Annotated in this window: 26 protein-coding genes; 13 read left to right on the forward strand and 13 right to left on the reverse strand. The window is 73.2% G+C overall.

Annotated features, from left to right (window positions below):
* Position 1 precedes the first annotated feature (1 nt).
* Positions 2 to 1,198: a type VII secretion-associated serine protease mycosin gene (gene mycP / locus ACIBAD_RS21420; RefSeq protein WP_398908050.1), complete on the reverse strand. Its 1,197-nt coding sequence runs from the start codon at positions 1,196 to 1,198 to the stop codon at positions 2 to 4.
* Positions 1,195 to 1,971, reverse strand: coding sequence for a hypothetical protein (locus ACIBAD_RS21425; RefSeq protein WP_134074742.1), 777 nt, complete (start codon positions 1,969 to 1,971; stop codon positions 1,195 to 1,197). Before ACIBAD_RS21425 ends, mycP begins: the two co-directional genes overlap by 4 nt.
* A gap of 187 nt (positions 1,972 to 2,158) precedes the next feature.
* On the opposite strand from ACIBAD_RS21425, the gene ACIBAD_RS21430 reads away from it, so the two are divergent.
* Positions 2,159 to 3,364: an amino acid deaminase/aldolase gene (locus tag ACIBAD_RS21430; RefSeq protein ID WP_398908051.1), complete on the forward strand. Its 1,206-nt coding sequence runs from the start codon at positions 2,159 to 2,161 to the stop codon at positions 3,362 to 3,364.
* Here the strand turns inward: ACIBAD_RS21430 and ACIBAD_RS21435 are convergent.
* From ACIBAD_RS21435 to ACIBAD_RS21450, 4 genes are all read right to left on the reverse strand, one after another.
* Positions 3,361 to 4,671, reverse strand: a complete 1,311-nt coding sequence (locus ACIBAD_RS21435) for a haloacid dehalogenase-like hydrolase (RefSeq protein WP_398908052.1) — start codon at positions 4,669 to 4,671, stop codon at positions 3,361 to 3,363. The genes ACIBAD_RS21430 and ACIBAD_RS21435 overlap by 4 nt on opposite strands.
* Positions 4,672 to 4,805: 134 nt before the next feature.
* Positions 4,806 to 5,597: a 3-oxoacyl-ACP reductase gene (locus tag ACIBAD_RS21440; protein ID WP_134074744.1), complete on the reverse strand. Its 792-nt coding sequence runs from the start codon at positions 5,595 to 5,597 to the stop codon at positions 4,806 to 4,808.
* Positions 5,598 to 5,604: 7 nt separating this feature from the next.
* A complete protein-coding gene (locus tag ACIBAD_RS21445; protein WP_398908053.1) occupies positions 5,605 to 6,951 on the reverse strand; it encodes an aldehyde dehydrogenase family protein in 1,347 nt (448 codons plus the stop codon).
* Positions 6,952 to 7,040: 89 nt separating this feature from the next.
* Positions 7,041 to 8,405 (reverse strand): glutamine synthetase family protein, encoded by a 1,365-nt coding sequence (locus ACIBAD_RS21450; protein WP_134074745.1) that lies wholly within the window; start codon positions 8,403 to 8,405, stop codon positions 7,041 to 7,043.
* Between the two features lie 77 nt (positions 8,406 to 8,482).
* On the opposite strand from ACIBAD_RS21450, the gene ACIBAD_RS21455 reads away from it, so the two are divergent.
* The 5 genes from ACIBAD_RS21455 to ACIBAD_RS21475 all read left to right on the forward strand — a co-directional run bounded on the left by ACIBAD_RS21455 (position 8,483) and on the right by ACIBAD_RS21475 (position 12,107).
* Complete coding sequence (locus tag ACIBAD_RS21455) at positions 8,483 to 9,229, forward strand: FadR/GntR family transcriptional regulator (protein ID WP_053688763.1); 747 nt, start codon at positions 8,483 to 8,485, stop codon at positions 9,227 to 9,229.
* Positions 9,230 to 9,354: 125 nt separating this feature from the next.
* The gene (gene eat, locus ACIBAD_RS21460; RefSeq protein ID WP_398908054.1) at positions 9,355 to 10,833 is read left to right on the forward strand and encodes an ethanolamine permease; all 1,479 of its coding nucleotides are present in this window, start codon (positions 9,355 to 9,357) and stop codon (positions 10,831 to 10,833) included.
* Positions 10,834 to 10,866: 33 nt separating this feature from the next.
* A complete protein-coding gene (locus ACIBAD_RS21465) occupies positions 10,867 to 11,571 on the forward strand; it encodes a gamma-glutamyl-gamma-aminobutyrate hydrolase family protein (protein ID WP_134074746.1) in 705 nt (234 codons plus the stop codon).
* A 45-nt stretch (positions 11,572 to 11,616) separates the two neighbouring features.
* A complete protein-coding gene (locus ACIBAD_RS21470) occupies positions 11,617 to 11,817 on the forward strand; it encodes a DUF5988 family protein (RefSeq protein ID WP_134074747.1) in 201 nt (66 codons plus the stop codon).
* 68 nt (positions 11,818 to 11,885) lie between these two features.
* Complete coding sequence (locus ACIBAD_RS21475; protein WP_398908055.1) at positions 11,886 to 12,107, forward strand: dsRBD fold-containing protein; 222 nt, start codon at positions 11,886 to 11,888, stop codon at positions 12,105 to 12,107.
* On the opposite strand, the gene ACIBAD_RS21480 is transcribed toward ACIBAD_RS21475, so the two are convergent.
* Positions 12,104 to 12,538, reverse strand: a complete 435-nt coding sequence (locus tag ACIBAD_RS21480) for an ATP-binding protein (protein ID WP_398908056.1) — start codon at positions 12,536 to 12,538, stop codon at positions 12,104 to 12,106. The genes ACIBAD_RS21475 and ACIBAD_RS21480 overlap by 4 nt on opposite strands.
* 177 nt (positions 12,539 to 12,715) lie before the next feature.
* Between ACIBAD_RS21480 and ACIBAD_RS21485 the strand changes: the two genes are divergently transcribed.
* On the forward strand, positions 12,716 to 13,510 hold the full coding sequence (locus ACIBAD_RS21485) for a helix-turn-helix domain-containing protein (protein ID WP_398908057.1): 795 nt from the start codon (positions 12,716 to 12,718) through the stop codon (positions 13,508 to 13,510).
* On the forward strand, positions 13,507 to 13,704 hold the full coding sequence (locus ACIBAD_RS21490; RefSeq protein ID WP_134074749.1) for a DUF397 domain-containing protein: 198 nt from the start codon (positions 13,507 to 13,509) through the stop codon (positions 13,702 to 13,704). The genes ACIBAD_RS21485 and ACIBAD_RS21490 overlap by 4 nt, the downstream gene beginning before the upstream one ends.
* Here the strand turns inward: ACIBAD_RS21490 and ACIBAD_RS21495 are convergent.
* Entirely contained in the window at positions 13,697 to 14,047 is a 351-nt protein-coding gene (locus tag ACIBAD_RS21495) for a hypothetical protein (protein WP_398908058.1), read from the reverse strand. The two genes, ACIBAD_RS21490 and ACIBAD_RS21495, sit on opposite strands and share 8 nt — an antisense overlap.
* Positions 14,048 to 14,157: 110 nt before the next feature.
* Positions 14,158 to 15,081, reverse strand: a complete 924-nt coding sequence (locus ACIBAD_RS21500; protein WP_398908060.1) for a LysR family transcriptional regulator — start codon at positions 15,079 to 15,081, stop codon at positions 14,158 to 14,160.
* A 70-nt stretch (positions 15,082 to 15,151) separates the two neighbouring features.
* Here ACIBAD_RS21500 and ACIBAD_RS21505 point away from each other — a divergent pair, with 70 nt between their 5' ends.
* Positions 15,152 to 16,276, forward strand: a complete 1,125-nt coding sequence (locus ACIBAD_RS21505; protein ID WP_398908061.1) for a TDT family transporter — start codon at positions 15,152 to 15,154, stop codon at positions 16,274 to 16,276.
* Here the strand turns inward: ACIBAD_RS21505 and ACIBAD_RS21510 are convergent.
* Both ACIBAD_RS21510 and ACIBAD_RS21515 read right to left on the reverse strand, forming a co-directional pair.
* Entirely contained in the window at positions 16,245 to 16,997 is a 753-nt protein-coding gene (locus tag ACIBAD_RS21510; RefSeq protein ID WP_398908062.1) for a helical backbone metal receptor, read from the reverse strand. The two genes, ACIBAD_RS21505 and ACIBAD_RS21510, sit on opposite strands and share 32 nt — an antisense overlap.
* The gene (locus ACIBAD_RS21515) at positions 16,994 to 17,605 is read right to left on the reverse strand and encodes a helix-turn-helix domain-containing protein (protein ID WP_048476971.1); all 612 of its coding nucleotides are present in this window, start codon (positions 17,603 to 17,605) and stop codon (positions 16,994 to 16,996) included. Before ACIBAD_RS21515 ends, ACIBAD_RS21510 begins: the two co-directional genes overlap by 4 nt.
* Before the next feature lie 251 nt (positions 17,606 to 17,856).
* On the opposite strand from ACIBAD_RS21515, the gene ACIBAD_RS21520 reads away from it, so the two are divergent.
* The 4 genes from ACIBAD_RS21520 (at position 17,857) to ACIBAD_RS21535 (ending at position 22,252) form a co-directional block, all read left to right on the forward strand.
* Complete coding sequence (locus tag ACIBAD_RS21520; RefSeq protein ID WP_398908105.1) at positions 17,857 to 18,762, forward strand: 5'-3' exonuclease H3TH domain-containing protein; 906 nt, start codon at positions 17,857 to 17,859, stop codon at positions 18,760 to 18,762.
* A gap of 49 nt (positions 18,763 to 18,811) precedes the next feature.
* Entirely contained in the window at positions 18,812 to 19,645 is an 834-nt protein-coding gene (locus ACIBAD_RS21525; RefSeq protein WP_134074752.1) for a siderophore-interacting protein, read from the forward strand.
* A 63-nt stretch (positions 19,646 to 19,708) separates the two neighbouring features.
* Entirely contained in the window at positions 19,709 to 21,259 is a 1,551-nt protein-coding gene (locus ACIBAD_RS21530) for a serine hydrolase (RefSeq protein ID WP_398908064.1), read from the forward strand.
* Positions 21,260 to 21,277: 18 nt separating this feature from the next.
* Positions 21,278 to 22,252: an RluA family pseudouridine synthase gene (locus ACIBAD_RS21535; protein ID WP_398908065.1), complete on the forward strand. Its 975-nt coding sequence runs from the start codon at positions 21,278 to 21,280 to the stop codon at positions 22,250 to 22,252.
* On the opposite strand, the gene ACIBAD_RS21540 is transcribed toward ACIBAD_RS21535, so the two are convergent.
* Both ACIBAD_RS21540 and ACIBAD_RS21545 read right to left on the reverse strand, forming a co-directional pair.
* Positions 22,249 to 25,101 (reverse strand): DEAD/DEAH box helicase, encoded by a 2,853-nt coding sequence (locus ACIBAD_RS21540; RefSeq protein ID WP_398908066.1) that lies wholly within the window; start codon positions 25,099 to 25,101, stop codon positions 22,249 to 22,251. The two genes, ACIBAD_RS21535 and ACIBAD_RS21540, sit on opposite strands and share 4 nt — an antisense overlap.
* 80 nt (positions 25,102 to 25,181) lie before the next feature.
* On the reverse strand, positions 25,182 to 26,087 hold the full coding sequence (locus ACIBAD_RS21545; RefSeq protein ID WP_398908067.1) for a diacylglycerol kinase: 906 nt from the start codon (positions 26,085 to 26,087) through the stop codon (positions 25,182 to 25,184).

Below are 26,087 nucleotides of genomic sequence, written 5' to 3' on the forward strand. Positions count from 1 at the left end.
GTTACCCGACCCTATCCCGGTCGCTGTCCCGGTCCCGCCGGGCACCTCGCGGGCGCCGGGCCAGTACGGCGGCCAGGACGAGCAGGACCAGCCCGGCGGCCGCGGCCGCCGGGGCCCCGAGGCGGGCGCCGTGCCCGGCGGCCCGGACCGGCTCGGGGCCGGGGCCGAAGTACGGCCGCTCGGCCGCGACGGGGGTGGGGAGCGGCGGCTCGGCGCGCAGCGCGTCGGCGGCCTGGAGGGCGGCGACGGGGTCCACGAGCCCGTGGCCGCGGGAGTCGTCGCGGCCGCCGGGCGGGGCGTCCGAGGCGGTGTCCTCCAGCAGCCGCTTGATCTGTGCCGGGGACAGGCCCGGGTGGGAGGCCTTGACGAGGGCCACGGCGCCGGAGACGAAGGCCGAGGCGGCGCTGGTGCCCCAGCCCTCGTAGTAGGAGCGGTCGGGGTCGGCGATGACCACGTCGACGCCGGGGGCGCTGACGGTGGCGTACCAGTTGCTGGTGGAGAAGGCGGCCTTCCGGCCGCCGCGGTCGACGGCGGCGACGGCGATCACCCCCGGGTAGGCGGCCGGGTAGGAGGCGTGGTCGCCCTGCCGGCCGCCGTTGCCCGCGGAAGCGACGACGACCACGCCCTTGCCGAGGGCGTACTGGACGGCCTCGTCCTCGGCGGCCTCGTGGTGGGCCGATTCGCTGTCGTCACCGAGGGAGAGGTTGATCACGTCCGCGCCGTGGTCGGCGGCCCAGCGAATGCCCTCGGCGAGCGCGCCGCCCTTGCTCTCGCGGGCCTTGGCCCGGCCGGGGTCGCCCTCTTCGAGGATCACGCGGACGGGGAGGATCCTGGCCTGCGGGGCGATGCCGAGCACGCCTTGGCGGCGGTTGCCGCCGTGGCCGTGCCCGGCGATGATCCCGGCCATGGCGGTCCCGTGCCGGGCCCAGGCGCGGTCGCCGCGCCCGGCGCCCATCCCGATCAGATCGGTCCCGTCGAGGACCTGCCCGGCCAGGTCGGGGTGGGTGGCGTCGACCCCGGTGTCCAGGACGGCGACGGTGACCCCGGCGCCCCGCGTGGTCCCCCAGGCCTCCTCGGCCCGCAGCGCGGTGAGCCCCCACTGCCGGTCCCGGATGCCGTCGGCCCCGGCCGGGGCCGCACCGGCACCGACGAGCAGCGCCCCGAGCACGAGGACGGCGCCGACCCTGCCCCGGCTCACCGGGGGGCGCCCGAGGGGGCGGGGGGCGCGGCCAGGGTGCGTACGGTGCGCTCCATCCGGTCGGCGACGGCCTTGGCCTCGTGGCCGAGGCCGGCTTGGGCGACGGCTCCGGTGGCACCCTTGCGCATCATGTCCTCGGCGGGGCGGGGGGCGTCGAGCGTGCGGCCGTCGGTGAAGGCGGAGACGGTGTAGACGACGACGGGGGCCTGCGGAACCACGGACGCGGTCCAGGCGGCGCGCCGGCCGTCGGCGAAGCCGTAGCCGGGCGGGGCCGGGAGGCGTCCCCGCAGCGCCTCCATCCCCGCCGCGTCGGCCGGGGTGAAGACCATGCCGACGGTGACGAGGGAGCTGCGGGTGGAGTCGGTGTACGTGGCGCGCAGGACCCGGGTGCAGCCCGTCGCGGCGAGGGCCGCCTGCCAGTCGGCGGCGAGCGCGGGTCCGCAGTCGGAGTCGGGCGCGAGCGCGACCCGGGTCCAGGTCCGGTCCGCCCCTCCGGGCCCGGAGTCGGCGCCGTCGAGGACGGGCGGGAACAGTCCGTCCACCGGGGTGGCGCGCCAGATCGATCCGGCCCTGCGGTAGGCGGCTTCGGCGGCCAAGGGCCGGTGGGCGTCGCGCTGTTCGGCCCATCCGCTGACCCCGGCCCCGCCGAGGAGAGCGACCCCGAGCACCGCGCACACCACGACGGCGATGCCGCGCCCGGCCCCGCGCCGCCCTGATCCGGATTCGGCGACGGGCTCGGCCAGGACCGCGGTCTGCGGTGTAGACGCACTCATCCGGCGGCTCCGCCCCCCGTTCCGTCCGGCTGCCACCCCGTACTCTACGCGCCCGTACCGCCCCGACCGCGGGCCCGGACCCGGCGGGGTGCCCCCCGGGCCGCCGGCGCCCCGGGCGCGGTACGGCCGCGCCCGCCCGGCCGCAGACCCCTACCCACCGGTAGAACCATCTGGCAGGCTGCCGCCCATGAATCTTCCCGCCAGTGGAGACAGGGCCCGTTACGACCGGGCCACCGCGCACCTCGACGCGCCCCTGGCCATCGTCGATCTCGCCGCGTTCGACGCCAACGCCGACGACCTCGTCCGCCGCGCGGCCGGCAAGCCGATCCGCGTCGCCAGCAAGTCCGTCCGCTGCCGTTCGCTCCTCGAACGGGTCCTCGCCCGGCCCGGGTTCGCCGGCATCATGTCGTACACCCTCGCCGAGTCGGTCTGGCTGGCCCGCTCGGGGTTCGAGGACGTGCTCCTCGCCTACCCCTCCGCCGACCGCACCGGCTTCGCCGAGCTCGCCGGCGACCCCAAGCTGGCCGCGGCCGTCACCGTCATGGTCGACGACCCCGCCCAGCTGGAGCTGATCGACGGGGCTCGCGACGGCGGAACGCAGGAGATCCGGGTCTGCCTCGAACTCGACACCGCGTTCCACCTCCTCGGCGGCAAGATCCGGGTGGGGGCCCGCCGTTCGCCGCTGCGCGAGCCCTCACAGCTCGCCGGCCTCGCGCGTACCGTCGCCGCCCGCCCCGGCTTCCGCGTCGTCGGGATCATGGGCTACGAGGGCCACGTCGCCGGCGTCGGGGACTCCCTCGCCGGGCGCCCGCTGCGCTCCCGCGCCATCCGGCTCATGCAGGCCGCCGCCCTCAAGGAGCTCGCGGCCCGCCGCGCCGAAGCCGTACGGGCCGTCCGCGCGGTCGTCCCGGACCTGGAGTTCGTCAACGGCGGCGGCACCGGCAGCGTCCAGCAGACCGCCGCCGAGGACGCGGTCACGGAGATCGCCGCCGGCTCGGGGCTCTACGTACCGCGGCTGTTCGACAACTACACGTCCTTCCGCGGCCGTCCGGCGGCGCTCTTCGCCCAGCCGGTGGTCCGCAGGCCCGGCGTCGGCGTGGTCACCGTCCTGGGCGGCGGGTACCCCGCCTCCGGGGCGGCCGGGCCGGACCGGCTCCCGGTCCCGTACCTCCCGCAGGGCCTGCGCTACGACCCCCAGGAGGGGGCCGGCGAGGTGCAGACGCCGCTGCTCGGCAGCCCGGCCGACGATCTGCTGATCGGCGACCGGGTCTGGTTCCGCCACGCCAAGGCGGGCGAGCTGTGCGAGCGCTTCGACGCGTTGCACCTCGTCGAGGGCGACCGGGTGACGGCCACCGTCCCGACCTACCGGGGCGAGGGCCGCACCTTCCTCTAGGGGGTGTCCTGCGGGAACACCGAGTCCGTCTGGTCCGGGACGACGCTCGCGTCGCCCCGGCGGACGGGGCCCGCCGTACCGTCGTGGTCGACGTAGCCCGTGGTCGAGCACGGGTACGGGGCGGCCTTCTGCTTCTTCGGCTCGATGAACATCGGGTTCACGATCCACTTGCCGTCGCTGTCGTCGTACGCGCGGCACATCAGCTCGTTCTTGTTCCGGTTCAGCACGAGCCGCAGTGCGGTCGCGTCCCGCAGGAACGAGACGTCGGTGTCGGAGTCGCCCGCGGCGAACACCTGGCGGCGGGCGGCCGGCTGCACCTTCTCGGCGGCCGCGCCGCGCACGCCGAAGACCTCCTTGTTGATCCAGCAGCGCTTGCCGTCGATGTACGTGATCATCGTGTCGGCGCCGTCCCTCACCGAGCCGCAGCCCTGCAGGTGCGCGGTGAGCTTGCCGCCGGACGTGGTCGTGTTGCGGATGCCGATGACGTGGTCCGCGGCGACACCCACCCCCTCGGCCCAGACCTCGACGACCGGTTGCGGCGAGGCCGAGCTGATCCAGACGTCGAAGCCGGCCTTCTGCAGGCCGCCGATGAGGTCCTTCTGCTGGTCGTAGTAGCGGACCCAGCCGGTGAAGGTGCCGGTGCCGACCTGCTGCGCGGCGCCGACGGGCGCGGCCAGGTTCTCGGCCCGAGCGGCCGCCGCGAAGCCGCGGACCTCGCGGGCCGTCCAGCCCTGCATCAGCTGGGGCAGCCAGGCGTACGCGGGCTCGATGGTGCGGTGGCCCCAGCCGGCGAAGGCGGCGGCGCCGGAGCGGGTCGCGGCGGCGCCGTAGACGGCGGCGAGTTCGTCGGCGCAGCCCGCGCCCGAGGGCGTGCCGGTGGGCAGCGGGGAGCCGGGGCGGGCGAGGGAGCCGCAGGCGTCGGCGAGGGCCCGGGCGGCGGCCGGGGTGAGGTAGCGGCTGGTGGCGGTCCAGTCCCCGGCGGCGGGCTGGCGGATCTTGCCGTTCCGCAGCAGCCAGTACATCTGGGCGTCGCCGACGTCGTTCTTGACGACGGTGTTGTCCCAGTCGAAGACGGCGACGGGCTTGGCGCGGCCGGGCCGGTAGGGGTTGCACTTCCCGTACTGGTCGATCAGCTGCTGGAGCCGGGCCTGGTTGTCCCCGTACCAGCCGGCCGCGAGCCGCGGGGTGGTGCAGTGGGCGTCGGTGCCGGCCTGGGCGGCGGGTGCGGTGGCGGCGAGGGTGCCTGCGGCCATCGCGACGGCGGCGCCGACGGCCTGGAACCGTCGTACGGTGCTGCGTGGGGTCACTGAGGTGAACACTCCTCTTTCTTACGAAGATCGTCTCGGACGGTAGAACACGACAGCCGGGCGTCGTGCGACGCCCGGCTGTCGGGGGGATGGAGGGCGGGTGAACGCTGGGAGCGTCCGCCCGCGGGGCCTGCCTACAGGGGCGTCACGTACGCGCCGGAGATGCCGCCGTCGACCAGGAAGTCGGTGGCGTTGATGAACGAGGAGTCGTCGCTCGCGAGGAAGGCGACGGCGGCGGCGATCTCGGTGGGCTCCGCGAACCGGCCCAGCGGGATGTGCACGAGGCGTCGGGCCGCCCGTTCCGGGTCCTTCGCGAACAGCTCCTGCAGCAGAGGGGTGTTGACCGGGCCCGGGCACAGGGCGTTGACGCGGATGCCCTCACGGGCGAACTGCACGCCGAGCTCGCGCGACATGGCGAGCACGCCGCCCTTGGAGGCGGTGTACGAGATCTGCGAGGTGGCGGCGCCCATGATGGCCACGAAGGACGCGGTGTTGATGATGGAGCCGCGGCCCTGGCGCTGCATGTACGGCAGGGCGGCCTTGCAGCACAGGTAGACGGAGGTGAGGTTGACGTCCTGGACCCGCTTCCAGGCCTCCAGGCCGGTGGTGAGGATCGAGTCGTCGTCGGGGGGCGAGATGCCCGCGTTGTTGAAGGCGATGTCGACGGAGCCGTAGGTGTCGAAGGCGGTCTTGAAGAGGGCCTCGACCTCCTCGGGGCTGGTGACGTCGACCTTCACGAACAGGCCGCCGACCTCCTCGGCCGCGGCCTTGCCGGCGCTCTCGTCGATGTCGGCGCAGACCACGTCGGCGCCCTCGGAGGCCAGGCGGCGGGCGGTGGCGAGGCCGATGCCGCTGCCGGCTCCGGTGATGACGGCGGTACGGCCGACCAGGCGGCGGCAGACGATCTCGGTGTCAGAAGTGGTCATGATGGGGTCAGGCCTCCGTGCTGATGAAGACGTTCTTGGTCTCGGTGAATGCGGTGAGGGCGTCGGGTCCGAGCTCGCGGCCGAGTCCGGACTGCTTGTAGCCGCCGAAGGGGGTCCAGTAGCGGACGCTGCTGTGGGAGTTGACGGACAGGTTGCCCGCGGCGACGGCGCGCGAGACGCGCAGCGCGCGGCCGATGTCGCGGGTCCAGAGGGAGCCGGAGAGCCCGTACTCGGTCGCGTTGGCCAGGCGCACGGCGTCCTCTTCGTCCTCGAAGGGGAGGACGACGGCGACGGGGCCGAAGACCTCCGCGGTGGCCACGGGCGCGGTGGGGGCGACGTCCGTGACGAGGGTCGGCGGGTACCAGAAGCCGGGGCCTTCGGGGGCGGTGCCGCGGATCGCGGTGAGGTCGTCGGGGACGTACGACCGTACGCGCTCCAGTTGCACGCGGGAGATCAGCGGCCCCATCTGGGTCTTCTCATCGGCGGGGTCGCCGACCACGACGCCTTCGATGCCGGGGGCGAGCAGTTCCAGGAACCGGTCGTAGGCGGAGCGCTGGACGAGGATCCGCGTGCGGGCGCAGCAGTCCTGGCCGGTGTTGTCGAGGAAGGCCATCGGCGCCGCGGCGGCGGCGGCCTCCAGGTCCGCGTCGGCGAAGACGATGTTGGGGCTCTTGCCGCCGAGTTCGAGGGTGACCCGCTTCACCCGGTCGGCGCACTTGGCCATGATCTGCTTGCCGACCGGGGTGGACCCGGTGAAGACGATCTTCGCGACTCCCGGGTGCTCGACGAGCGCGTCTCCGGCGACGCTCCCGTGGCCGGGGAGCACCTGGAAGAGGTGCTCGGGGATCCCGGCTTCGAGGGCGAGTTCGGCGAGGCGCAGCGCGGTGAGCGGGGTGGTCTCGGCGGGCTTGAGGAGGACGGCGTTGCCGGCGGCCAGGGCCGGGGCGAGGCCCCAGGCCGCGATCGGCATGGGGAAGTTCCACGGGGCGATCACGCCGATGACGCCGAGGGGTTCGAGGAAGGTGACGTCGATGCCGCCGGCGACGGGGATCTGCCGGCCGGAGAGCCGTTCCACCCCGCCGGCGGCGAATTCGAGCAGGTCTCGGACGTTGCCGGCTTCCCAGCGGGCGTTGCCGATGGTGTGCCCGGCCTCGCGGACCTCCAGCTGGGCCAGTTCCTCGATGTGCCCGTCGACGACGGCGGCGAAGCGGCGCAGCAGCCGGGCCCGGTCGGCGGGGGCGGCCGCCGCCCAGCCGCGCTGGGCCGCGGCGGCCCGCGCGACGGCGGCGTCGACATCGTCCCGTGTGGCGGCCGGGACGATGGCGACGATTTCCTCGGTGGCCGGATTCAACACTGTCAGTTTGTCGGGGGCCAGCACATCGGACACGCGTTGCCTCACAGAGGTTCGGGGGCAGAGTTGACGGTGACTGGGCTACCAGGTGACTACAGGCGCTCGAAGGAGCGACGCAGTTCCCAGTCGGTGACGGCGGAGTCGTACGCGTCCAGTTCGACGCGGGCCATGTTGCGGTAGTGGGCCACCACTTCGGGCCCGAAGGCGGCCTTGGCGATCTCGCTGTTCTCCCAGAGCTCCGCGGCCTCGCGCAGGGTGGTGGGAACGTGCGCGAAGTCGGCGGTGTACGCGTTGCCCGCGCAGGCCTCCGGCAGTTCGAGGCGGTTCTCGATGCCGTACAGCCCGGCCGCGACCAGGCCGGCGACGGCGAGGTACGGGTTCACGTCCCCGCCCGGGAGGCGGTTCTCGAAGCGCATGGAGCGGCCGTGGCCGACGACTCGGAGCGCGCAGGTCCGGTTGTCCACGCCCCAGGCGACGGCGGTCGGCGCGAAGGATCCCGGCCGGAAACGCTTGTACGAGTTGATGTTCGGGGCGTAGAGAAGGGAGAAGTCGCGCAGCGCGGCCAGCTGGCCGGCCAGGAAGTGTCGCATCACCGGTGACATTCCGCCCGGGCCGTCCCCGGCCATCGCGTTGTGCCCGTCGGCGTCGCCCAGCGAGAGGTGGATATGGCAGGAGTTGCCCTCGCGCTCGTCGAACTTGGCCATGAACGTGAGCGAGACCCCTTCCTGGGAGGCGATCTCCTTGGCGCCCGTCTTGTAGACGGCGTGCTGGTCGCAGGTGGTGAGCGCCTCGTCGTAGCGGAAGGCGATCTCGTGCTGGCCGAGGTTGCACTCCCCCTTCGCGGACTCGACGATCAGGCCCGCGGCCTGCATCTCGTTGCGGATCCGGCGCAGCAGGGGCTCGATGCGGCCGGTCCCGAGGACCGAGTAGTCGATGTTGTACTGGTTGGCCGGGGTCAGCCCGCGGTAGCCCGCGTTCCAGGCCTGCTCGTACGTGTCCTGGAAGACCATGAACTCCAGCTCGGTGCCGACCATGGCCGTGTACCCGTGCCCGGCGAGGCGCTCCAGCTGGCGGCGCAGGATCTGCCGGGGCGCGGCGACCACGGGCGAGCCGTCGTTCCAGGCGAGGTCCGCGAGGAGGAAGGCGCTGCCCGGGTTCCAGGGGATCCGGCGCAGGGTCGCGAGGTCGGGGTGCATGGCGAAGTCCCCGTAGCCGCGGTCCCAGGAGGACATCTCGTATCCGTCGACGGTGTTCATGTCCGTGTCGACGGCGAGGAGGTAATTGCATCCCTCGGTGCCGTGGGCGAGGACCTCGTCGAGGAAGAACTGTGCGGCGAACCGCTTGCCCTGGAGCCGCCCCTGCATGTCGGGGAAGGCCAGGACCACGGTGTCGATCTCGCCGCTCGCCACGAGAGCGCGGAGCTCCTCGGGCGCGAGCGGCGGCTTGCGGTCTACCACTGGAATCTCTCCTTCGGTGAGCCGAGAAGGCCTAAGGTATTGAACAGAACCATTGCTTGGGAAGGGGAGGAGCCGAGATGACCGACACGGCGAGCGAAGGCGGCGCGATCGCGCGGCTGAATCCGGTGCTGCGGCAGGTGCGGGCGGGCAACGGTTTCGAGGAGGCCCTGGAGCAGATCCTCCAGGTGGTCCGGCTGGGCCTGGTGCCGGGCGGCGAACGGCTGCCGCCCGAGCGGGAGCTGGCGGAGCGGATGGGCATCAGCCGGGTCACCCTGCGCGAGGTGCTGAAGGTGCTCCAGGACCAGGGCCTGGTGGAGGCCCGGCGCGGGCGGTACGGCGGAACGTTCGTGCTCCCCCGCCCCGACACCCCGGTCGGCGGCACCGAGGACGAGCTGCGCCGGCGCGTGGTGGGCGTGGACATCGAGGACGTCCTGCGGTTCCGCGAGGTCCTGGAGGTGGGCGCGGCCGGACTGTGCGCCTCCCAGGGACTCACCGAGGAGGGCTCCGAGCGGCTGCTCGGAGCCCTGGCCGCCACCCACGACGCACCGCTGGCGGACTACCGGCGCCAGGACACCCTCTTCCACCTCACCCTGTGCGAGCTCGCCGGATCGGCCACCCTCACGGCCCAGTACGCCGCCGTGCGGGCCACGGTGAACGACCTGCTGGACTGCATCCCGCTGCTCGTGCGGAACCTGGAGCACTCCCAGCAGCAGCACAGCGCGCTCGTGGAGTCGGTGCTGGAGCGCCACCCGGACGCGGCGCGCGAGGTGATGCGCGAACACTGCTGCGGAACGGCGGCCCTGCTGCGGGGATTCCTGGCCTAGAAACGGGTGCGGCGGATGCGGCCCGAGAGGTTTTCGTAACCCCTGTTTAACGCAGGGGTCTTGCGCACTCCACCCCGCTACGGCAAAGGTACGCCCCACAACCATTGCCCTAGGCAGGAGCGCACATGGCCGACGACACCGAGGCACGGCTGGCAGCCGTACCCGAACCCACCACCTCCCCCGGGGGCGGCGACAGCTCCGACGGCTACCTGGAGCGGCGCACGCTGCGCCGCGGCAGCGCCGGCTGGCTGCTGCTGACCGGCCTCGGCGTCGCGTACGTCGTCTCCGGCGACTTCTCCGGCTGGAACGTCGGCCTCGCCCAGGGCGGCTTCGGCGGGCTCGCCATCGCCACCGTCCTGATGGGCGCGATGTACGCCTGCCTCGTCTTCTCCCTCGCGGAACTGTCCGCGATCCTGCCGACGGCGGGCGGCGGCTACGGCTTCGCCCGCCGCGCTCTCGGCACCTGGGGCGGCTTCCTCACCGGCACCGCGATCCTGATCGAGTACATACTGGCCCCGGCGGCGATCGCCATCTTCATCGGCGACTACGTCGAATCCCTGAACCTCTTCGGCCTCACCTCCGGCTGGCCGGTCTACCTCGCCTGCTTCGCCGTCTTCATCGGCATCCACCTGTGGGGCGTCGGCGAGGCCCTGCGCTTCTCCCTCGTCGTCACCGCCGTCGCCGTGCTCGCGCTGATCGTCTTCGCTCTCGGCGCCTTCACCGAGTTCGACCCCTCCCACCTCGACAACATCGCCGTGGACGGCACGGCCGCCGGATCGAGCTCCTGGCTGCCGCTCGGCTTCCTCGGCATCTGGGCCGCCTTCCCCTTCGGAATGTGGTTCTTCCTCGGCGTCGAGGGCGTGCCGCTGGCCGCCGAGGAGGCCAAGGACCCGGTGCGCTCCATGCCCCGGGCCCTGTCGATCTCCATGGGCATCCTCGTCCTGCTCGCCCTGCTCACCTTCCTGGCCTCGACCGGCGCCCGCGGCGCCGACGCCATCAAGGACGCCGGGAACCCGCTGGTCGTCGCCCTCGAAGGCAACCCCGGCCTCTCCTGGCTGAAGACCTTCGTCAACTACGCCGGTCTCGCGGGCCTCGTGGCCTCCTTCTTCTCCCTCATCTACGCCGGCTCCCGCCAGCTCTTCGCCCTTTCCCGGGCCGGCTACCTGCCGCGCTTCCTCTCCCTCACCTCGAAGCGCAAGGCCCCGTACCTGGGCCTGCTCATCCCCGGCGCGATCGGCTTCGCGCTCGCCGCGGCCACCGGCAACGGCCCGCGCATGCTCAACATCGCGGTGTTCGGCGCGACCATCTCGTACGCGCTGATGGCCCTCTCCCACATCGTGCTCCGCAAGCGGGAGCCGGGGCTGGAGCGCCCGTACCGCACGCCCGGAGGCATCGCCACCTCCTCGGTGGCCTTCGTCCTCGCCCTCTCGGCGCTCGTCGCCACCTTCCTGGTGGACAAGGACGCGGCGTTCATCGCACTGGGTGTGTACGCGGTCGCCCTGGCCTATTTCGCGTTCTACAGTCGGCACCACCTCGTGGCCTCCGCACCGGAGGAGGAGTTCGCGGCGCTGGCGCAGGCCGAGGCCGAACTCACCCGCGACTGACCACCGCTCTTCGACTCCCTGGAGGTAGAAACCGTGCCCAGGCCGCTCATCGGCATCACGACCTACGTGGAGGAATCCACCCGCTACGCGGTGTGGGACGTCCCGACGTCCCTCGTGCCCGCCGGGTACTACGAGCTCGTCCAGGCAGCGGGCGGCGCGGCCGTGCTGCTCCCGCCGGACGAACCCGCTTCCGCGGCGGAGGTGCTGAGCCGGCTGGACGGCCTGGTCGTCGCGGGCGGCCCCGATGTGGACCCGGTCCGCTACGGGGCCGAGCGGGACCCCCGTACGGGCGCTCCCGCCACCAAGCGGGACGAGTGGGAACTCTCCCTGATCGAGGCGGCCCTGGCGGCGGGCCTGCCGGTGCTGGGCATCTGCCGGGGCATGCAGGCGCTGAACGTGGCCCTGGGCGGCACGCTGGTCCAGCACATCGACGGCCATGCGGCGGCCCCGGGCGTCATGTCCTGGCACCCGGTCCGCCCGGTCGAGGGCACCCGGTACGCGGCCCTGGTCCCGGAGGAGGCGGAGGTGCCGACCTACCACCACCAGGCCGTCGACCGCCTGGGCGCGGGCCTGATCGCCTCGGCCCACGCGGTCGACGGCACGGTGGAGGCCATCGAACTCCCCGACCCGGCGCGCTGGGTCCTCGGCGTCCAGTGGCACCCGGAGCGCGACAAGGACACCCGTGTCATGGCGGCCCTGGTCGAGGCCGCCGCGATGGCCCCGGCCGTGCGGGTCTGACGGCTCCGACGTGCGGGCCGTCCTCCGGGTCGGAAGACTGGAGGCATGAGGGACAAAGCCGTACTGGAGGGCGGACCGGGCGACCTGCCCGGGCGGATGGTCGACGCCCCGTCCACCGGCGAGGACCTGAAGATCCCGTACCGCGGCGGGTACGAGCACTACCGGCCCACGGCGCGGGTCCAGGACGGCCCGCTGGGCTCGCTGCGCGTGTTCGAGTGGTGGGAACGGACCGAGATCGCCGAATGACGGGGTGCCGCCCTCCTCGATCGGGGTCTCCCCGACCGAGGAGGGCGGCACCACCCGGGGCGCGGGCCGTGTCGGACACGGGCACGGGCACGGGCACGGGGCAGCCGGCCGGGTGCGACTCGGCCCGCTGCGACCCCGAGGAGCTGGAGGTCGCCGCGATCGGTGACGAGCTCGCGGCCGGCCGGCCCGTGCGCGACCACGCCGGCCGGCTCTCCCGCGCCGCCGACCGGGACCTCGTCGCACTCGGCGAGGCCCCCCGCCTGCCGCGCACCGGCTACGGCCGACCCTAGGACGCCGAGGACCCGACCGGGCGCGGCCGCCGAGCCCCGGTCCGCAGCTCGAACCACACCACCTTCCCCACGCCGCAGCCCCGCGGGTACGCACCCCAGTCCGCGGCCAGCGCCGCCACGATGGCCAGCCCCCGCCCGGCCTCGTCGTCGGGACCGGCATCGCGCGGCGCCGGCAGATCCCGGCTCGCGTCGAGCACCTCCACCCGCAGCCGGTCGCCCGCCCACTCGGCCCGCATCCACACCTCGCGGCCGGCCGGTACCCGGGCGTGCCGGCAGGCGTTGGTCATCAGCTCGCTGAGCAGGAGCAGCGCCGTCTCCGCGGCGTCGTCGGGCAGTTTCCACTCCCGGGCCTGCACGGCGAACAGCGCCCGCGCGAGACGGACGCTGCGCGGGCTGCGGACGAAGTGGCACTCCATGGTCTGGTCTTCCATGATCCGCACCCTCCCGCCGGGCTCGCCCCGGCGGCGAGGAACGGCCCGGTGGGCAGCGCCGGTTGTACCCGTCCGGTACCGGCCAGGAACGCACTCGTCGGAGTGACCCGCGGTGTGCCGGGCCCGCCGGGGGGTAAGGGCCGGGCGGACAGCGGTACGGGCAGGGGGCGGGGCACGATGAGCGAGGCGTGGCGGTACGGCGGCAACCAGATCAAGCTATGGCGCACGGAGGCGGGCAAGACCCGCGAGGAGCTCGGCGAAGAGGCCGGCTACGCCCCCGAGTACGTGAAGTCGATGGAACAGGGCCGCCGCCGCCCGACCCTGCACCTGCTGCGGATCGCGGACGCGATGTTCGGAGCCGGAGGAAAGCTGACCGCTGCCGCGGAGTACATGAAGCCGGAGCCGTTCCCGAAGCGGTCCGAGGAGTTCATGGACGCGGAGGCCGAGGCCTACGGGATCAGTTGGTACGAACCACTGTTCATCCCGGGCCTCTTGCAGACCGAGGCGTACATGAGGGAGCTCATGCAGGAGAGCTACCCGCCACCGGATGATGAGACCATCGCAGAACGACTTCGGGGCCGCCTCGAACGCCAGGCAACCATGATCCGCCGGGTGGGGACCTTGTACAGCTTCATCGTCCACGAGGGAGCGCTGCATACCGGCACCGGCGGGCCGGAAGTGATGCGCGAGCAACTTCACCACATGTTGGAGCTGTCCACCCGCCGCAACATCGGTCTCCAAGTCCTGCCCAGGGGTCGGGTACCAGGCGTGGCGCTCAGTGGGCCGCTCATTCTGATCGAAACCCCGGACCACCAGCAATGGGCGTGGTGTGAAGGCCAGAAGACGAGCGCCATGTACTCGGTACCGGAGCGGGTGGGCGAGTTGGCCCAAGCTCATGGCATGATCCGAATGAACGCGCTCGGCGCAGCTGAATCAGCCGAGTTCATCAAGAAGGTCGCGGAGGAGCTATGACCAACCATCTGGCGTGGTTCAAGTCCAGCTACAGCGATGGTGATGGCTCAGCCTGCGTCGAAGTCGCCCTCGACACGTGCAGCTACGGTGACGGCACAATCTTCCACGTCCGGGACTCCAAGTTGGGTGAGGACGGGCCGGCGTTCGCCGTCCCGTCCTCGGCCTGGCAGGCGTTCCTGTCGCAGGTCAGCTAGCGAAGACGACCGACCGGAGCTTCAGCCGCGCCGAGCCGTGGCCGGTGTGCGCCCGCAGCGTGAAGTAGTCGCCCTCGCAGCCGGGTTCGGTGAACACCGTCGCCACCGCGTCGGTCCGGTTGCGGGGCGAGAACGCCGGTTCGCTGGCGTTCGGGTCGGCCACCTCGGGCAGCGTGATGCACTCCTCGCCGACCGGGTTCTCCAGGGACGTCTTCAGCGGCTGGCCGTCGAGGCCGACGACACTGTATTCGAACTGCCCCGTCGCGGCCGAGGCTGACGTCGGGACGGCCAGGAGCAGGGTGAACGCGCCGAAAGCGGCGACGGCGGCATTGCGGAGACGCATCGGGTTTCCCTTCGGCAGAGCAACAACGTGCAGGCACCACCCTTCCGGCGGGAGCCGCCCCGGGTCACCGTCCGCCCCGCGGCGAATCGATCCCTCCTCGCCCGAACGGCCTACGCCCGGCGCCGGGTCAGCGACAGCAGGTCCCGCGCCGGGCCCGCCGGGCGGGCGCCCGCCGGCCAGACCGCCCGCAGGGCCCGGCCGAGGCCGGCGTCCGGCACCGGGACCTCCACGAGGCGGCGGGCCGCCAGTTCGTCCCCCAGCGCCAGCTCCGACAGGACGCACGGGCCGGCGCCGCTGACCGCCGCCGACTTCACCGCGGTGGTGGACGCGAGCTCCAGCAGCGGCGCCGCCAGGCCACCGGCCGCCGCGAGGGCGGCGTCCAGGACCTGGCGGGTGCCCGAGCCCCGCTCCCGCAGGATCAGCGGGCTCCCCGCCAGCTCCGCCGCATCGATGCCCTTCGAGCGCCGCGCCCAGGGGTGCGTCGGGGCCACCGCCACCACCAGGCGGTCCTGCGCGATGACCGCCGAGTCCAAGCCGTCCGGCACCCTCAGGCCCTCCACGAAACCGAGGTCCGCCTGGTGCGCGAGGACCCGCTGGGCCACGTCGGCGGAATTCCCCGCGTGCAGCGACACCGCCGTGTCCGGCCGGTCCGCGCGCAGCGCGATCAGCCATCCCGGCAGCAGGTACTCCGCGATGGTCATGCTGGCGGCCACGCGCAGCCGCGAGTCGCGCCGCCCGCGCAGCGCCTGCGCCCCCGCGTCGAAGGCCTCGGCCGCCTCCACCACCTGGCGGGCCCAGTCCGTCACCAGGGCCCCTTCCGCCGTCAGGGTCGACCCCCGTGGCGAGCGGTCCACCAGCGCCACCCCGAGCCGGGCCTCCATCGCCCGGATCCGGCTGCTCGCGGCGGGCTGGGTGATCCCCATGTGCTTGGCGGCGGCGCTCAGGCTGCCGACCCGGGCGACCGCGAGCAGCAGCTCCAGCGCCCCCAGGTCCGGTACCCGGTGTGCCAGCGGAACCCACTCCTCGTTACCCATAAAGTCAGTTTATGGCCTCATAGGAACATGGCCTCTGCCGTCCGGCCGGGGCCGCCGACAGGCTGGACCCATGGCCACCACCCTCGTGCGACCCCGCACCGTGATCCCCCTCGCACCCCGGACCCACAAGGCCCCCGCGCTGCGTCACCTCGGCCCCAACTGGTACGCCTGCGTCATGGGCACGGCGATCATCGCCAACGCCGGCGCCACCCTCCCGTACCAGGTGCCCGGTCAGCGGGTGGCCTGCCAGATCGTCTGGGCGCTGTCCGCCGTGGCCCTCGCCGTCCTGCTGGCCGCCCGCGCCGGGCACTGGCTGCACCACCGCGACCAGGCCCGCGCCCACCTCCTCGACCCCGCCGTGGCCCCCTTCTACGGCTGCCTCGCGATGGCCCTGCTGGCCGTCGGCGGCGGCACCCTGGTCGTCGGCAGGGACCTGATCGGGACCGGAGCGGCCGTGGCCGTGGACAGCGTCCTCTTCACCGCCGGCACCGCGATAGGCCTGGTCATGGCGGTGGTGGTGCCCTACCTGATGGTGGTCCGGCACAAGGTCGTGGCCTCCCAGGCCACCCCCGTGTGGCTGCTGCCCCTGGTCGCCCCGATGGTCTCCGCCGCCGTGGGCCCCCTGCTGGTGCCCCACCTGCCCGCCGGGCAGCCCCGCGAGGCGCTGCTGCTGGCCTGCTACGCCATGTTCGGCGTCAGCCTGCTGGCCACCCTGCTGATCCTGCCCCTGATCTTCGGGCGGCTGATCCTGAGCGGCCCCCTGCCCCTGGCCCTGACCCCGGCCCTGTTCCTGGTGCTGGGCCCCCTCGGGCAGTCCACCACCGCCGTCAACCAGCTGGCCGACGTGGCGCCCGGCGCCGTCGACGCTTCCTACGCCCACGCCCTCGGCGCCTTCGCGGTCGTCTACGGAGTGCCCGTGATGGGCTTCGCCCTGCTGTGGCTGGCCCTCGCGGCCGCGATGCTGGTGCGGGCCGCCCGGGGCGGCATGGGCTTCGCGATGACCTGGTGGGCACTGACCTTTCCCGTCGGCACCTGCGTCACCGGAGCCGCGGGCCTGGCCCGTCACACCGGTCTGGACGCCTTCGCCTGGCTGGCCGCCGCCCTCTTCCTCGGGCTGGTCACCGCCTGGCTGCTGGCCGCTGCCCACACCCTGCGCGGGCTGTTCAGCGGCCGGCTGCTGCCGAAGACTTCCTGATCGCCGCCGACAGGACCGCCGGGGCCTCGGCCAGCGAGGGCCCGTACCAGGTGAGGTGGCGGCCGCTGACCAGCGCGGAAGGACGGTCCGGGAAGGCTTCCGGACCGTCCTCGCGCGTGAAGCGGTACGGCTCGTCGGGGAGCACCACCAGATCGCAGTCGGCGGCGGCCAGCTCCTCCACCGGCACCCGCGGATACCGCTCGGCGTCCCCGGCGTAGACGTTGTGCACGCCGAGCCGGGCCAGCAGATCGCCCGCGAAGGTGTCCCGGCCGAGCACCATCCAGGGCCGCCGCCAGATCGGCACGAACGCCCTCAGGGGGCCGAGGGGCTCCACGGCCGCCCAGGCCTCCTCGGCCTCGTCCAGCCACTGCGGCCTCGCCAGCCCCAGAGCCCCCACCAGCACCCGGTCCAGCTCGGTCAGCGCCTGCGGCAGCTCCCGGACCTCGGTGACCAGCACCTCCACCCCGGCCGCCCGCAGCTCCGCCAGGTCCGGGGCCCGGTTCTCCTCCTCGTTGGCGATCACCAGGTCCGGGCGCAGCGCCGTGATCCGCTCCACGTCGGGGTTCTTCGTCCCGCCGATGCGCGCCGCGCCCCGCTCGGCCAGGTCCGCCGGATGCGTGCACCAGTCGGTCACCCCGACGAGCAGCCCGGGAGCGCTGACCGCCACCGCCTCGGTCAGTGAGGGCACGAGCGAGACGACCCGCGTCCGGCTGCGGCTCACTGCCCGGGCGAGGGGGGCTCGGAGGTCGCGTGGATGTGCTCGCCCACCGCCACGACCAGGAGCCGGGTGTCCTCGGAGACGGCCCGCCAGCGGTGCCGTACGCCGCCGGACAGGAACAGTGCGTCCCCGCTCTCCAGCCGGTACGCCCGCCCCTCGGCCTCCACCTGGCAGGCGCCCGAGACCACGTACATCAGCTCGTCGTTGCGGTGCTGGTACTCGCGGCCGGCGTCCTGGTCCCCGGTGAACTCCAGCGCGTGCAGCTGGTGGTGTCCGCGCACGAGGGGGCGCACGCCCGGAACGGGGGTGAGCCCGGAGTCGTCCCCGGCCCGTACGAGATCGACCGTGCGCGCGGTGTCGGAGGCGGCCAGCAGCTCGACGGCCGTGGTCTCGAGTGCGTCCGCGACCCGCTCAAGGGACCGCATGCTGGGCCGGGCCCGCTCGTTCTCTATCTGGCTGAGGAAAGGCACCGACAGACCGCTGCGCGCCGATACGGCGGCGAGGGTGAGGTGCAGTGCCCGGCGGCGCTTGCGCACGGCCACGCCCACCCGGAGCGGTTCCTTGGCGTCCTTGTCCCGTTCCTTGTCGTCCGAGCCGTCCCTGTCGTCCATGGCGGGGCTGCCCTCCCCTTGTCTGGTCCGTCGGCGTACGTCGGCGTCCGTCTCACATCGGTGTGCTGTAAGCACCTTACGCAGCAACCGCCTCCGGTTTCGCGTGCAAGAGCCGACCAGGGTACGCCCCGGGTGAAACTCCCGTGCCGTTTTCGAGCTCTCTTGCGGCCACCTTCCGTGCCCCCGGGCGCAACCGTCGACTGTGGGCGGGGTGGGGCATCATCGTCACCGTGACGACGACTCGACGCCTGATGCTGCTGGACACCGCCTCCCTCTACTTCCGCGCGTACTTCGGCGTGCCGGACTCCGTGAAGGCCCCGGACGGCACCCCCGTGAACGCGGTGCGCGGGCTGCTCGACTTCATCGGGCGCCTCGTCCAGGACCACCGGCCCGACGACCTGGTGGCGTGCATGGACGCCGACTGGCGTCCGGCCTGGCGGGTGGAGCTGATCCCCTCGTACAAGGCGCACCGGGTCGCCGAGGAGACCGAGACCGGTCCGGACGTGGAGGAGATCCCCGACACCCTGTCCCCGCAGGTGCCGATCATCGAGGCGGCGCTGGACGCGTTCGGGATCGCCCGGGTGGGTGTCGCCGGGTACGAGGCGGACGACGTGATCGGCACGCTCACGGCGCGCGCCACGGGGCCGGTGGACATCGTCACCGGCGACCGGGACCTGTACCAGCTGGTCGACGACGCCCGGCAGCGGCGCGTGCTGTACCCGCTGAAGGGGGTCGGCACGCTCCAGGTGACGGACGAGGCGTGGCTGCGCGGGAAGTACGGGGTGGACGGGGCGGGGTACGCGGACCTGGCGCTGCTGCGCGGCGACCCGAGCGACGGGCTGCCGGGGGTCCCGGGGATCGGCGAGAAGACGGCGGCGAAGCTGCTGGACGCGTACGGCTCGCTGGCCGGGATCATCGCGGCGATCGACGACCCGAAGTCCAAGCTGACGCCCACGCAGCGCAAGCGGCTGGACGAGTCCCGGCCGTACCTGGCGGTGGCTCCGAAGGTGGTCCGGGTGGCCTCGGACGTCCCGCTTCCGGAGTTCGACCCGGCGCTGCCCGCGGTGCCCGCGCAGCCGGAACTCGTCGACGCGCTGGCGCGCCGGTGGGGTCTGGGCGGAGCGGTGTCGCGCCTGGGCAGCGCACTGCGCCCTTGAGATGCTAACTTAGGTAATCCTAAGTGTCAGGGGAGCAAGGGGAGACGCCGTGGCAGAAGGACGCGCCCGCAAGATCGGCACCGCAGTCGTCGTGCGCACAGAGCGGCTGACGCCGCACATGGTGCGCGTGGTACTGGGCGGGGCCGGACTGGTCCGGTTCAGTGCGGGCGAGTTCACGGACCACTACATCAAGCTCCTCTTCGCCCCCGAAGGCGTCACCTACCCCTCGCCGTGGGACCTGGACCGGATCCGTGCCGAGTACGCGCGGGAGGCCTGGCCGCGCCAGCGGGCGTACACGATCCGCGCGTGGGACCCGGCGCACCTGGAACTGACGCTGGACTTCGTCGTCCACGGCGACGAGGGGCTGGCAGGCCCCTGGGCGGCCCGCGTCCAGCCGGGCGAACTCGTCCGCTTCCTCGGCCCCGGCGGCGCGTACGCCCCGGACCCGGCGGCCGACTGGCACCTGCTGGTGGGCGACGAGAGCGCGCTGCCGGCGATCGCCGCAGCGATGGAGCGCATGCCGGCGGGCGCGCGGGTGCGCGCCCTCGTGGAGGTCGAGGGCCCGGACGACGAGCAGAAGATCGCCACCCCGGACGGCATCGTCCCGGTCTGGCTGCACCGCGGCTCCGGCCCCGTCGGCGAGATGCTCGTGGAGGCGGTCAAGGCCCTGGAGTTCCCCTCCCGCGACGTCCACGCCTTCGTCCACGGCGAGGCGGGCTTCGTGAAGGACCTCCGCCGCCACCTGCGCCTGGAGCGGGGCATCCCCAAGGAACGCCTGTCGATCTCCGGCTACTGGCGCCTCGGCGAGACGGACGAGGGATGGCGGGCCATCAAGCGCGACTGGAACGCCCGGGTCATGGCCGAACAGGAGTCCGCGGCCTGACCCGGCCGGGGCCCGGCCCCGCCCCGCGGCGCGGAATCACCCGTTCGGCGCGACAATATGGGCATGCGCACGCTCCGCATGTTCGGCGCAGCCGGAGCCGCCACCGTCCTGACGGCAACGGCGGTGGCCGGCGCGCACGCCGCGCCCAGCCCGCCGCCCGCGCCCAAGCCGCAGATCACCGACGCGGAAGTGGACAAGGCGCTCGCGCGCCTGCCCGGGTTCGTCACCGACACCATGCGCGGCACCGGGGTCCCCGGGGCCGCCGTCGCCGTCGTCCACGACGACAAGGTCGTCTACCTCAAGGGCTTCGGCGTCCGCCGCACCGACGCCCCCGGCGCCATCGGCCCCGACACCGTCTTCCAGGTCGCGTCCGTCTCCAAACCGATTTCCTCCACGGTGGTGGCCGGCGCCCTCAAGGACCCCGCCGACTGGAACGGCCGCACCGAACTCCCCGGCTTCGCACTGAAGGACCCCTGGGTCACCGGCCACGTCACCACCGCCGACCTCTTCTCGCACCGCAGCGGCCTCCCCGACCACGCCGGGGACCTCCTCGAAGACCTCGGCTACGACCAGGCGTACATCCTCGACCACCTCCGCCTGGAGCCGCTCACCCCCTTCCGCGCGAGCTACAACTACACCAACTTCGGCCTCACCGCCGCCGCCGAGGCCGTCGCCCGGCAGAAGGGCACCACCTGGGAGAAGCTCAGCCAGGACACCCTGTTCAAGCCCGCCGGGATGACGCACACCAGCACCGAGTTCTCGGCCTTCATCAACGCCCCCGACCACGCGGCCACCCACGTCAAGAACCCGAACGGAACCTGGTCGCCCCGCTTCGTGCGCGACCCCGACGCCCAGGCACCGGCCGGCGGCGTGAGCTCCACCGTCACCGACATGGCCCGCTGGCTGCGCCTCCAGCTCGCCGGCGGCACCCTCGACGGGAAGCGGATCATTCCCGCCGACACCCTGGCGGCCACCCGCCTGCCGCACATCGTGTCGCAGGCACCGACCCCGCCCCTGGACCACACCGGCTTCTACGGGCTCGGCTGGAACGTCTCGTACGACGCCGCGGGCCGGCTGCGCCTGAGCCACTCCGGCGGCTTCGAACTCGGCGCCAACACCAACGTCACGCTGCTCCCGCTGGAGAAGCTCGGCATCGTCGTCCTCACCAACGGCGCCCCGGTCGGCATGGCCGACGCCATCGCGATGGACTTCTTCGACACCGCCGAGCACGGCGCGCCGACCACCGACTGGCTGCCCCTCTTCGCCGAGCTGTACGCCCAGCAGCTCGGCCCCGGCCCCTCCGCCACCGACTACGCGCACCCGCCCGCCGGCGCGAAGCCGGCCCGCGCCGACAGCGCGTACACCGGCACCTACGTGAGCCCGTACTACGGAAAGCTGACCGTGACGGCGGACACGGGCGGCAAGGGCGGTCTCACCCTCTCCCTCGGCCCCAAGCCGATGCGCTTCCCGCTCACCCACTACGACGGGGACACCTTCAGCTACGTGACCGCCGGCGAGAACGCCGTCGGCCGCACCGGAGTGGTCTTCAAGGACGGCACGGTCCGCATCGAGTACCTGGACGCCAACCACCTGGGCACCTTCACCAAGCAGTAGCCGCATAGCCTGGACCCGATGAGACGCAGAACCCAGGCACCCCCCTCGCCCCTCCCCCAGGTCGCCGGCATCGACCCGGTCCGGCTGCGGCTGCCCGCCGACCCCGACGGGCGCTGGCCCGACCTCGGCGGCTACCTCGCCGAGCGGTACGCCGGCACCCGCGGCGCCGAGTCCATCGTGCGCCTGCTGCGCGCCGGGCGGGTGCTCGGCCCCGGCGGGCGGGTGCTGCGTCCCCAGGACCCGTACGAGCCGGGCGCCTACCTGTGGTTCCACCGGGACATGGAGCCGGAGCCCGTGGTGCCGTTCCCGATCCGCGTCGTCCACCGGGACGCCCACCTGCTGGTCGTGGACAAGCCGCACTTCCTGGCGACCACCCCGCGCGGCAGCCACATCACGCAGACCGCCCTGGCCCGGCTGCGCACCGAGCTCGACCTGCCCGAGCTCAGCCCGGCGCACCGGCTGGACCGGCTGACCGCCGGACTGGTGATGTTCAGCATCCGCCCCGAGGACCGCGGCGCGTACCAGCTGCTGTTCCAGGAGCGGCGGGTCGTCAAGCAGTACGAGGCCCTCGCCCGCCACGACCCGGCGCTCACGCTCCCCCGCACGGTCCGCAGCCACATCGAGAAGACCCGCGGGGTCATGGCGGCGGCCGAGATCCCGGGCGCGGAGCCGAACGCCGAGACCCTGGTCGAACTCCTCGCCACCAAGGGGGAGCTGGGCCGCTACCGGCTGACCCCGCACACCGGGCGCACCCACCAGCTGCGGGTGCACATGAACGGCCTCGGCCTGCCGATCCTCGGCGACCCGCTGTACCCGGAGGTCACCGACCCGGCCCCGGACGACTACCGCAGGCCGCTCCAACTCCTGGCCCGTACGGTGTCGTTCACCGACCCGGTCACCGGCACCCCGCGCCGCTTCGAGAGCGGTCTGGGCCTTCGGGCCTGGCAGGACCCCGCCGGCTGGCGAGGCCCCGACAGCCCCGAACCCGTCTAGCCGACCGAGCTGTAGGCCACCACGCCCCGAAGGAGCACGTCCACGGCCTTGCGGGCATTGCGCGCCACCGTGCTGCCGCCCTGCGAGGACGGCGGCGCGGAGGACGAGGGGGCCGCCGCCGCGACCTGTCCCAGCACGTCGATGACCTGCTTGCACCAGCGCACGAAGTCGCCGGCCGGCATCTCCGCCTCCCGCAGCACCTCGTCCAGGCTCTTGTCGGAGGCCCACTGGTACGCAGCCCACGCGAAGCCCAGGTCCGGCTCGCGCTGGCCCACGCCCTCCGCCTGGTTGATGCGGTGCTCCTCCTCCAGCGCGTCGAGCCGGCCCCAGATGCGGACCATCTCTCCCAGCGCGGCCTTCGCCGCGCCGCCCGGCACCTTCGGCGCCACCGCGTCGTCGGACTGCCGTGCCTCGAACACCAACGCCGAGACGCAGGCGGCCAGTTCCGCCGGGGACAACCCCTCCCAGACGCCCTCGCGCAGGCATTCCGACGCCAGCAGGTCCAGCTCCCCGTACAGCCGGGCGAGCCGCCTGCCGTGCACGGTGACCTCGTCCTCGCGCAGGTAGTCCAGCTCGGTGAGCAGCGCGTGGATCCGGTCGAAGGTGCGGGCGATCGTGTTCGTCCGGCCCTCGATGCGCCGCTCCAGCTGCTGGGTGTCCCGCTTGAGCCGGTGGTAGCGCTCCGCCCAGCGGGCGTGGTCCTCGCGCTCGTCGCAGCCGTGGCAGGGGTGCGCCCGCAGCTCGGCGCGCAGCCGAGCGATCTCGCGGTCGTCGGCCGCGGCGGCCCTGCCGCGCCCGCGCCGCTCCGGCGCGATGTGCCCGGCCTTGGCCCGCAGTTGGGAGGCCAGGTCCCGACGGGACTGCGGCGAGCGAGCGTTGAACGTCTTGGGGATCCGCATCCGCTCGACGGCCTCGACCGGGACCGGGAAGTCGATCGCGGCGAGCCGCTTGACCTGCCGCTCCGCCGTCAGCACCAGAGGCCGCGGTCCCTCGGCGTACTCGTACCCCCGGTGCCCGTTGACCCGCCCGGCCGGCACGCCCGGGTCCAGGACCAGCGCGAGCCCGGCGAACTTGCCGGTCGGCACGTGGATGATGTCGCCCGGCTTCAGCTTCTCCAGCGAGCTGGCCGCCTGGACCCGCCGCTGGGCCGCGCCCTGCTTGGCCAGGTCCGTCTCGCGGTCCTTGAGGTCGCGGCGCAGCTGGGCGTACTCCTCGAAGTTTCCGAGGTGGCAGGTCATGCCCTCCCGGTAGCCCTCCAGGCCCTCCTCGTTGCGCTGCACCTGCCGGGAGATCCCGACGACCGAGCGGTCGGCCTGGAACTGCGCGAACGAGGTCTCCAGCAGCTCGCGCGAGCGGTGCCGCCCGAACTGCTGGACCAGGTTCACGGCCATGTTGTACGACGGCTTGAAGCTGGAGCGCAGCGGATACGTCCGGGTACCGGCGAGCCCGGCGAGCCCCGCCGGGTCCATGCCCCGCTGCCACAGCACCACGGCGTGGCCCTCGACGTCGATGCCGCGCCGCCCGGCCCGGCCGGTGAGCTGCGTGTACTCGCCGGGGGTGATGTCGGCGTGCTGCTCGCCGTTCCACTTGACCAGCTTCTCCAGGATCACCGTGCGCGCGGGCATGTTGATGCCCAGCGCCAGCGTCTCGGTGGCGAAGACGGCCTTGACGAGGCCTCGGACGAACAGCTCCTCCACGACCTCCTTGAAGGTGGGCAGCATGCCGGCGTGGTGCGCGGCGATACCCCGCTCCAGTCCTTCGAGCCACTCGTAGTACCCCAGGACGTGAAGGTCCTCGGCGGGGATGGAGGCGGTCCGCTCCTCGACGATCTCACGCACCCTCAGGCGGGCGGTGTCGTCGTTGAGCCGCAGGCCCGCGAAGAGGCACTGCTGGACGGCGGCCTCGCAGCCGGCCCGGCTGAAGATGAAGTTGATGGCGGGAAGCAGCCCGTCGCCGTCGAGGCGGGCGATGACCTCGGGGCGGCTCGGGGTCCAGATCCGGCCGCGGGAGCGCCGCTCGCGCTCGCGGTCGGCCTCGCGGACCATCTTGCCGCGCCGCCGGTCCTTCGGACTGTACGTGCGGGTGTTCTCCTCGCGCGCCATGCGCAGCAGGTCGGGATTGACCTCGCGGCGCGCGGAGCCGCGGCCCCCGTGGTCGGACTCCTCCTCGAAGAGGTCGTAGATCCTGCGGCCGGCCATGACGTGCTGCCACAGCGGGACGGGCCGCTCCTCGGAGACGATCACCTCGGTGTCGCCGCGCACGGTGTCCAGCCAGTCGCCGAACTCCTCGGCGTTGGACACCGTGGCCGACAGGGACACCAGCGTGACCGACTCGGGGAGGTGGATGATCACTTCCTCCCAGACGGCGCCGCGGAACCGGTCGGAGAGGTAGTGCACCTCGTCCATCACGACGTAGCCGAGGCCGCGCAGCGACTGCGAGCCCGCGTACAGCATGTTGCGGAGCACCTCGGTGGTCATCACGACCACGGGCGCCTCGGAGTTGACGCTGTTGTCACCGGTCAGCAGGCCCACCTTGTCGGCGCCGTAGCGCTTGACGAGGTCGGCGTACTTCTGGTTCGACAGGGCCTTGATGGGCGTCGTGTAGAAGCACTTGCGGCCCTGGCCGAGAGCGAGGTGCACGGCGAACTCGCCGACGATCGTCTTGCCCGAGCCGGTCGGGGCGGCGACGAGGACGCCCTTGCCGGCCTCCAGTGCCTTGCAGGCGTCCACCTGGTACGCGTCCAGGTCGAATTCGTACATCTCGCGGAAGGGGGCCAGGGCGGTGGCCTCTTCGGCGGCGCGGATCCGGGCAGCGGCGTACCGCTCCGCCGGTGAGAGTTCTTCGGTCATCTTGTCTTCGAGCCTACCCGCCGCCCCTGACAACAGTCGCGATCATTTATACGGACCGCCCGGCCACCGCCGGGACGGTGCTACGACAGCAGCCGCAGGGCCCCCGGAACGCAGTCGGCGGTCACCGGCAGCGGTCCCAGCGGCTCCCCGTCCGCGTAGGCGGTGATCCCGGCGGCCTCCAGCGTGATCTTGGCGGCCCGGTGGACGGTCACCCTCGGGTGACCGAGGTGCGACCCCTTGTAGACCTGTGGAAAGACCCTGAGCAGGGTGGCCCGGCTGCAGTCGCCCACGACCACGACGTCGAGGAGCCCGTCGTCCGGGACGGCGTCCGCGCAGATGCGCATGCCGCCGCCGTACGAGCTCCCGTTGCCCACGGCCACCAGCGTGGCCTCGGTCTCGATCACCGGGCCGTCGTCAAGGGTGATCCGGTACGGGAACGGCCGGAAGGCGGCCAGCTCGGCGAGGATCGCCAGGTCGTACTTGAACCGGCCCGCCTGGAGCCGCATCCGGTTGCCGCGGTCGTTGACCCGCGAATCGAAGCCGGAGCAGAGCACGGTCCCGTACCAGGTCTCCCGCCGGTCCGGGGTCCCCGCCACCCGCCCGAGGTCGATCTCGCGGACCCGGCCCTCCTTGAGCGCCTCGGCGGCCAGCCGCCCCGCCTGCGCGGGATCCCGTACGGGCAGCCCCATGGCCCGGGCGAAATCGTTCCCGGTCCCCACGGCGACCACCCCCAGCGGTACCAGCGTCCCGGCCAGGGCCTGCAGGGCCAGGGAGACCACGCCGTCGCCGCCGACGGCGATCACCGCCCCGGTGCCCTCCCGGACGGCGGTGCGCAGCCGGGCCAGCGCGTCCCCGGCATCGGCGCCCAGGACCGTCCGTACGGAGAACCCGGCGGCGCGGAGCGCGGAAGCGGCCGGCTGCGCGGCGTGCGCGCCCCGGCCGCGTCCCGCGGTGGGATTGACGAGGAGGGTGATCTCAGCGCTCAC

It is taken from the genome of Streptomyces sp. NPDC051109, from assembly GCF_044455885.1.
Classification (GTDB): Bacteria; Actinomycetota; Actinomycetes; order Streptomycetales; family Streptomycetaceae; genus Streptomyces.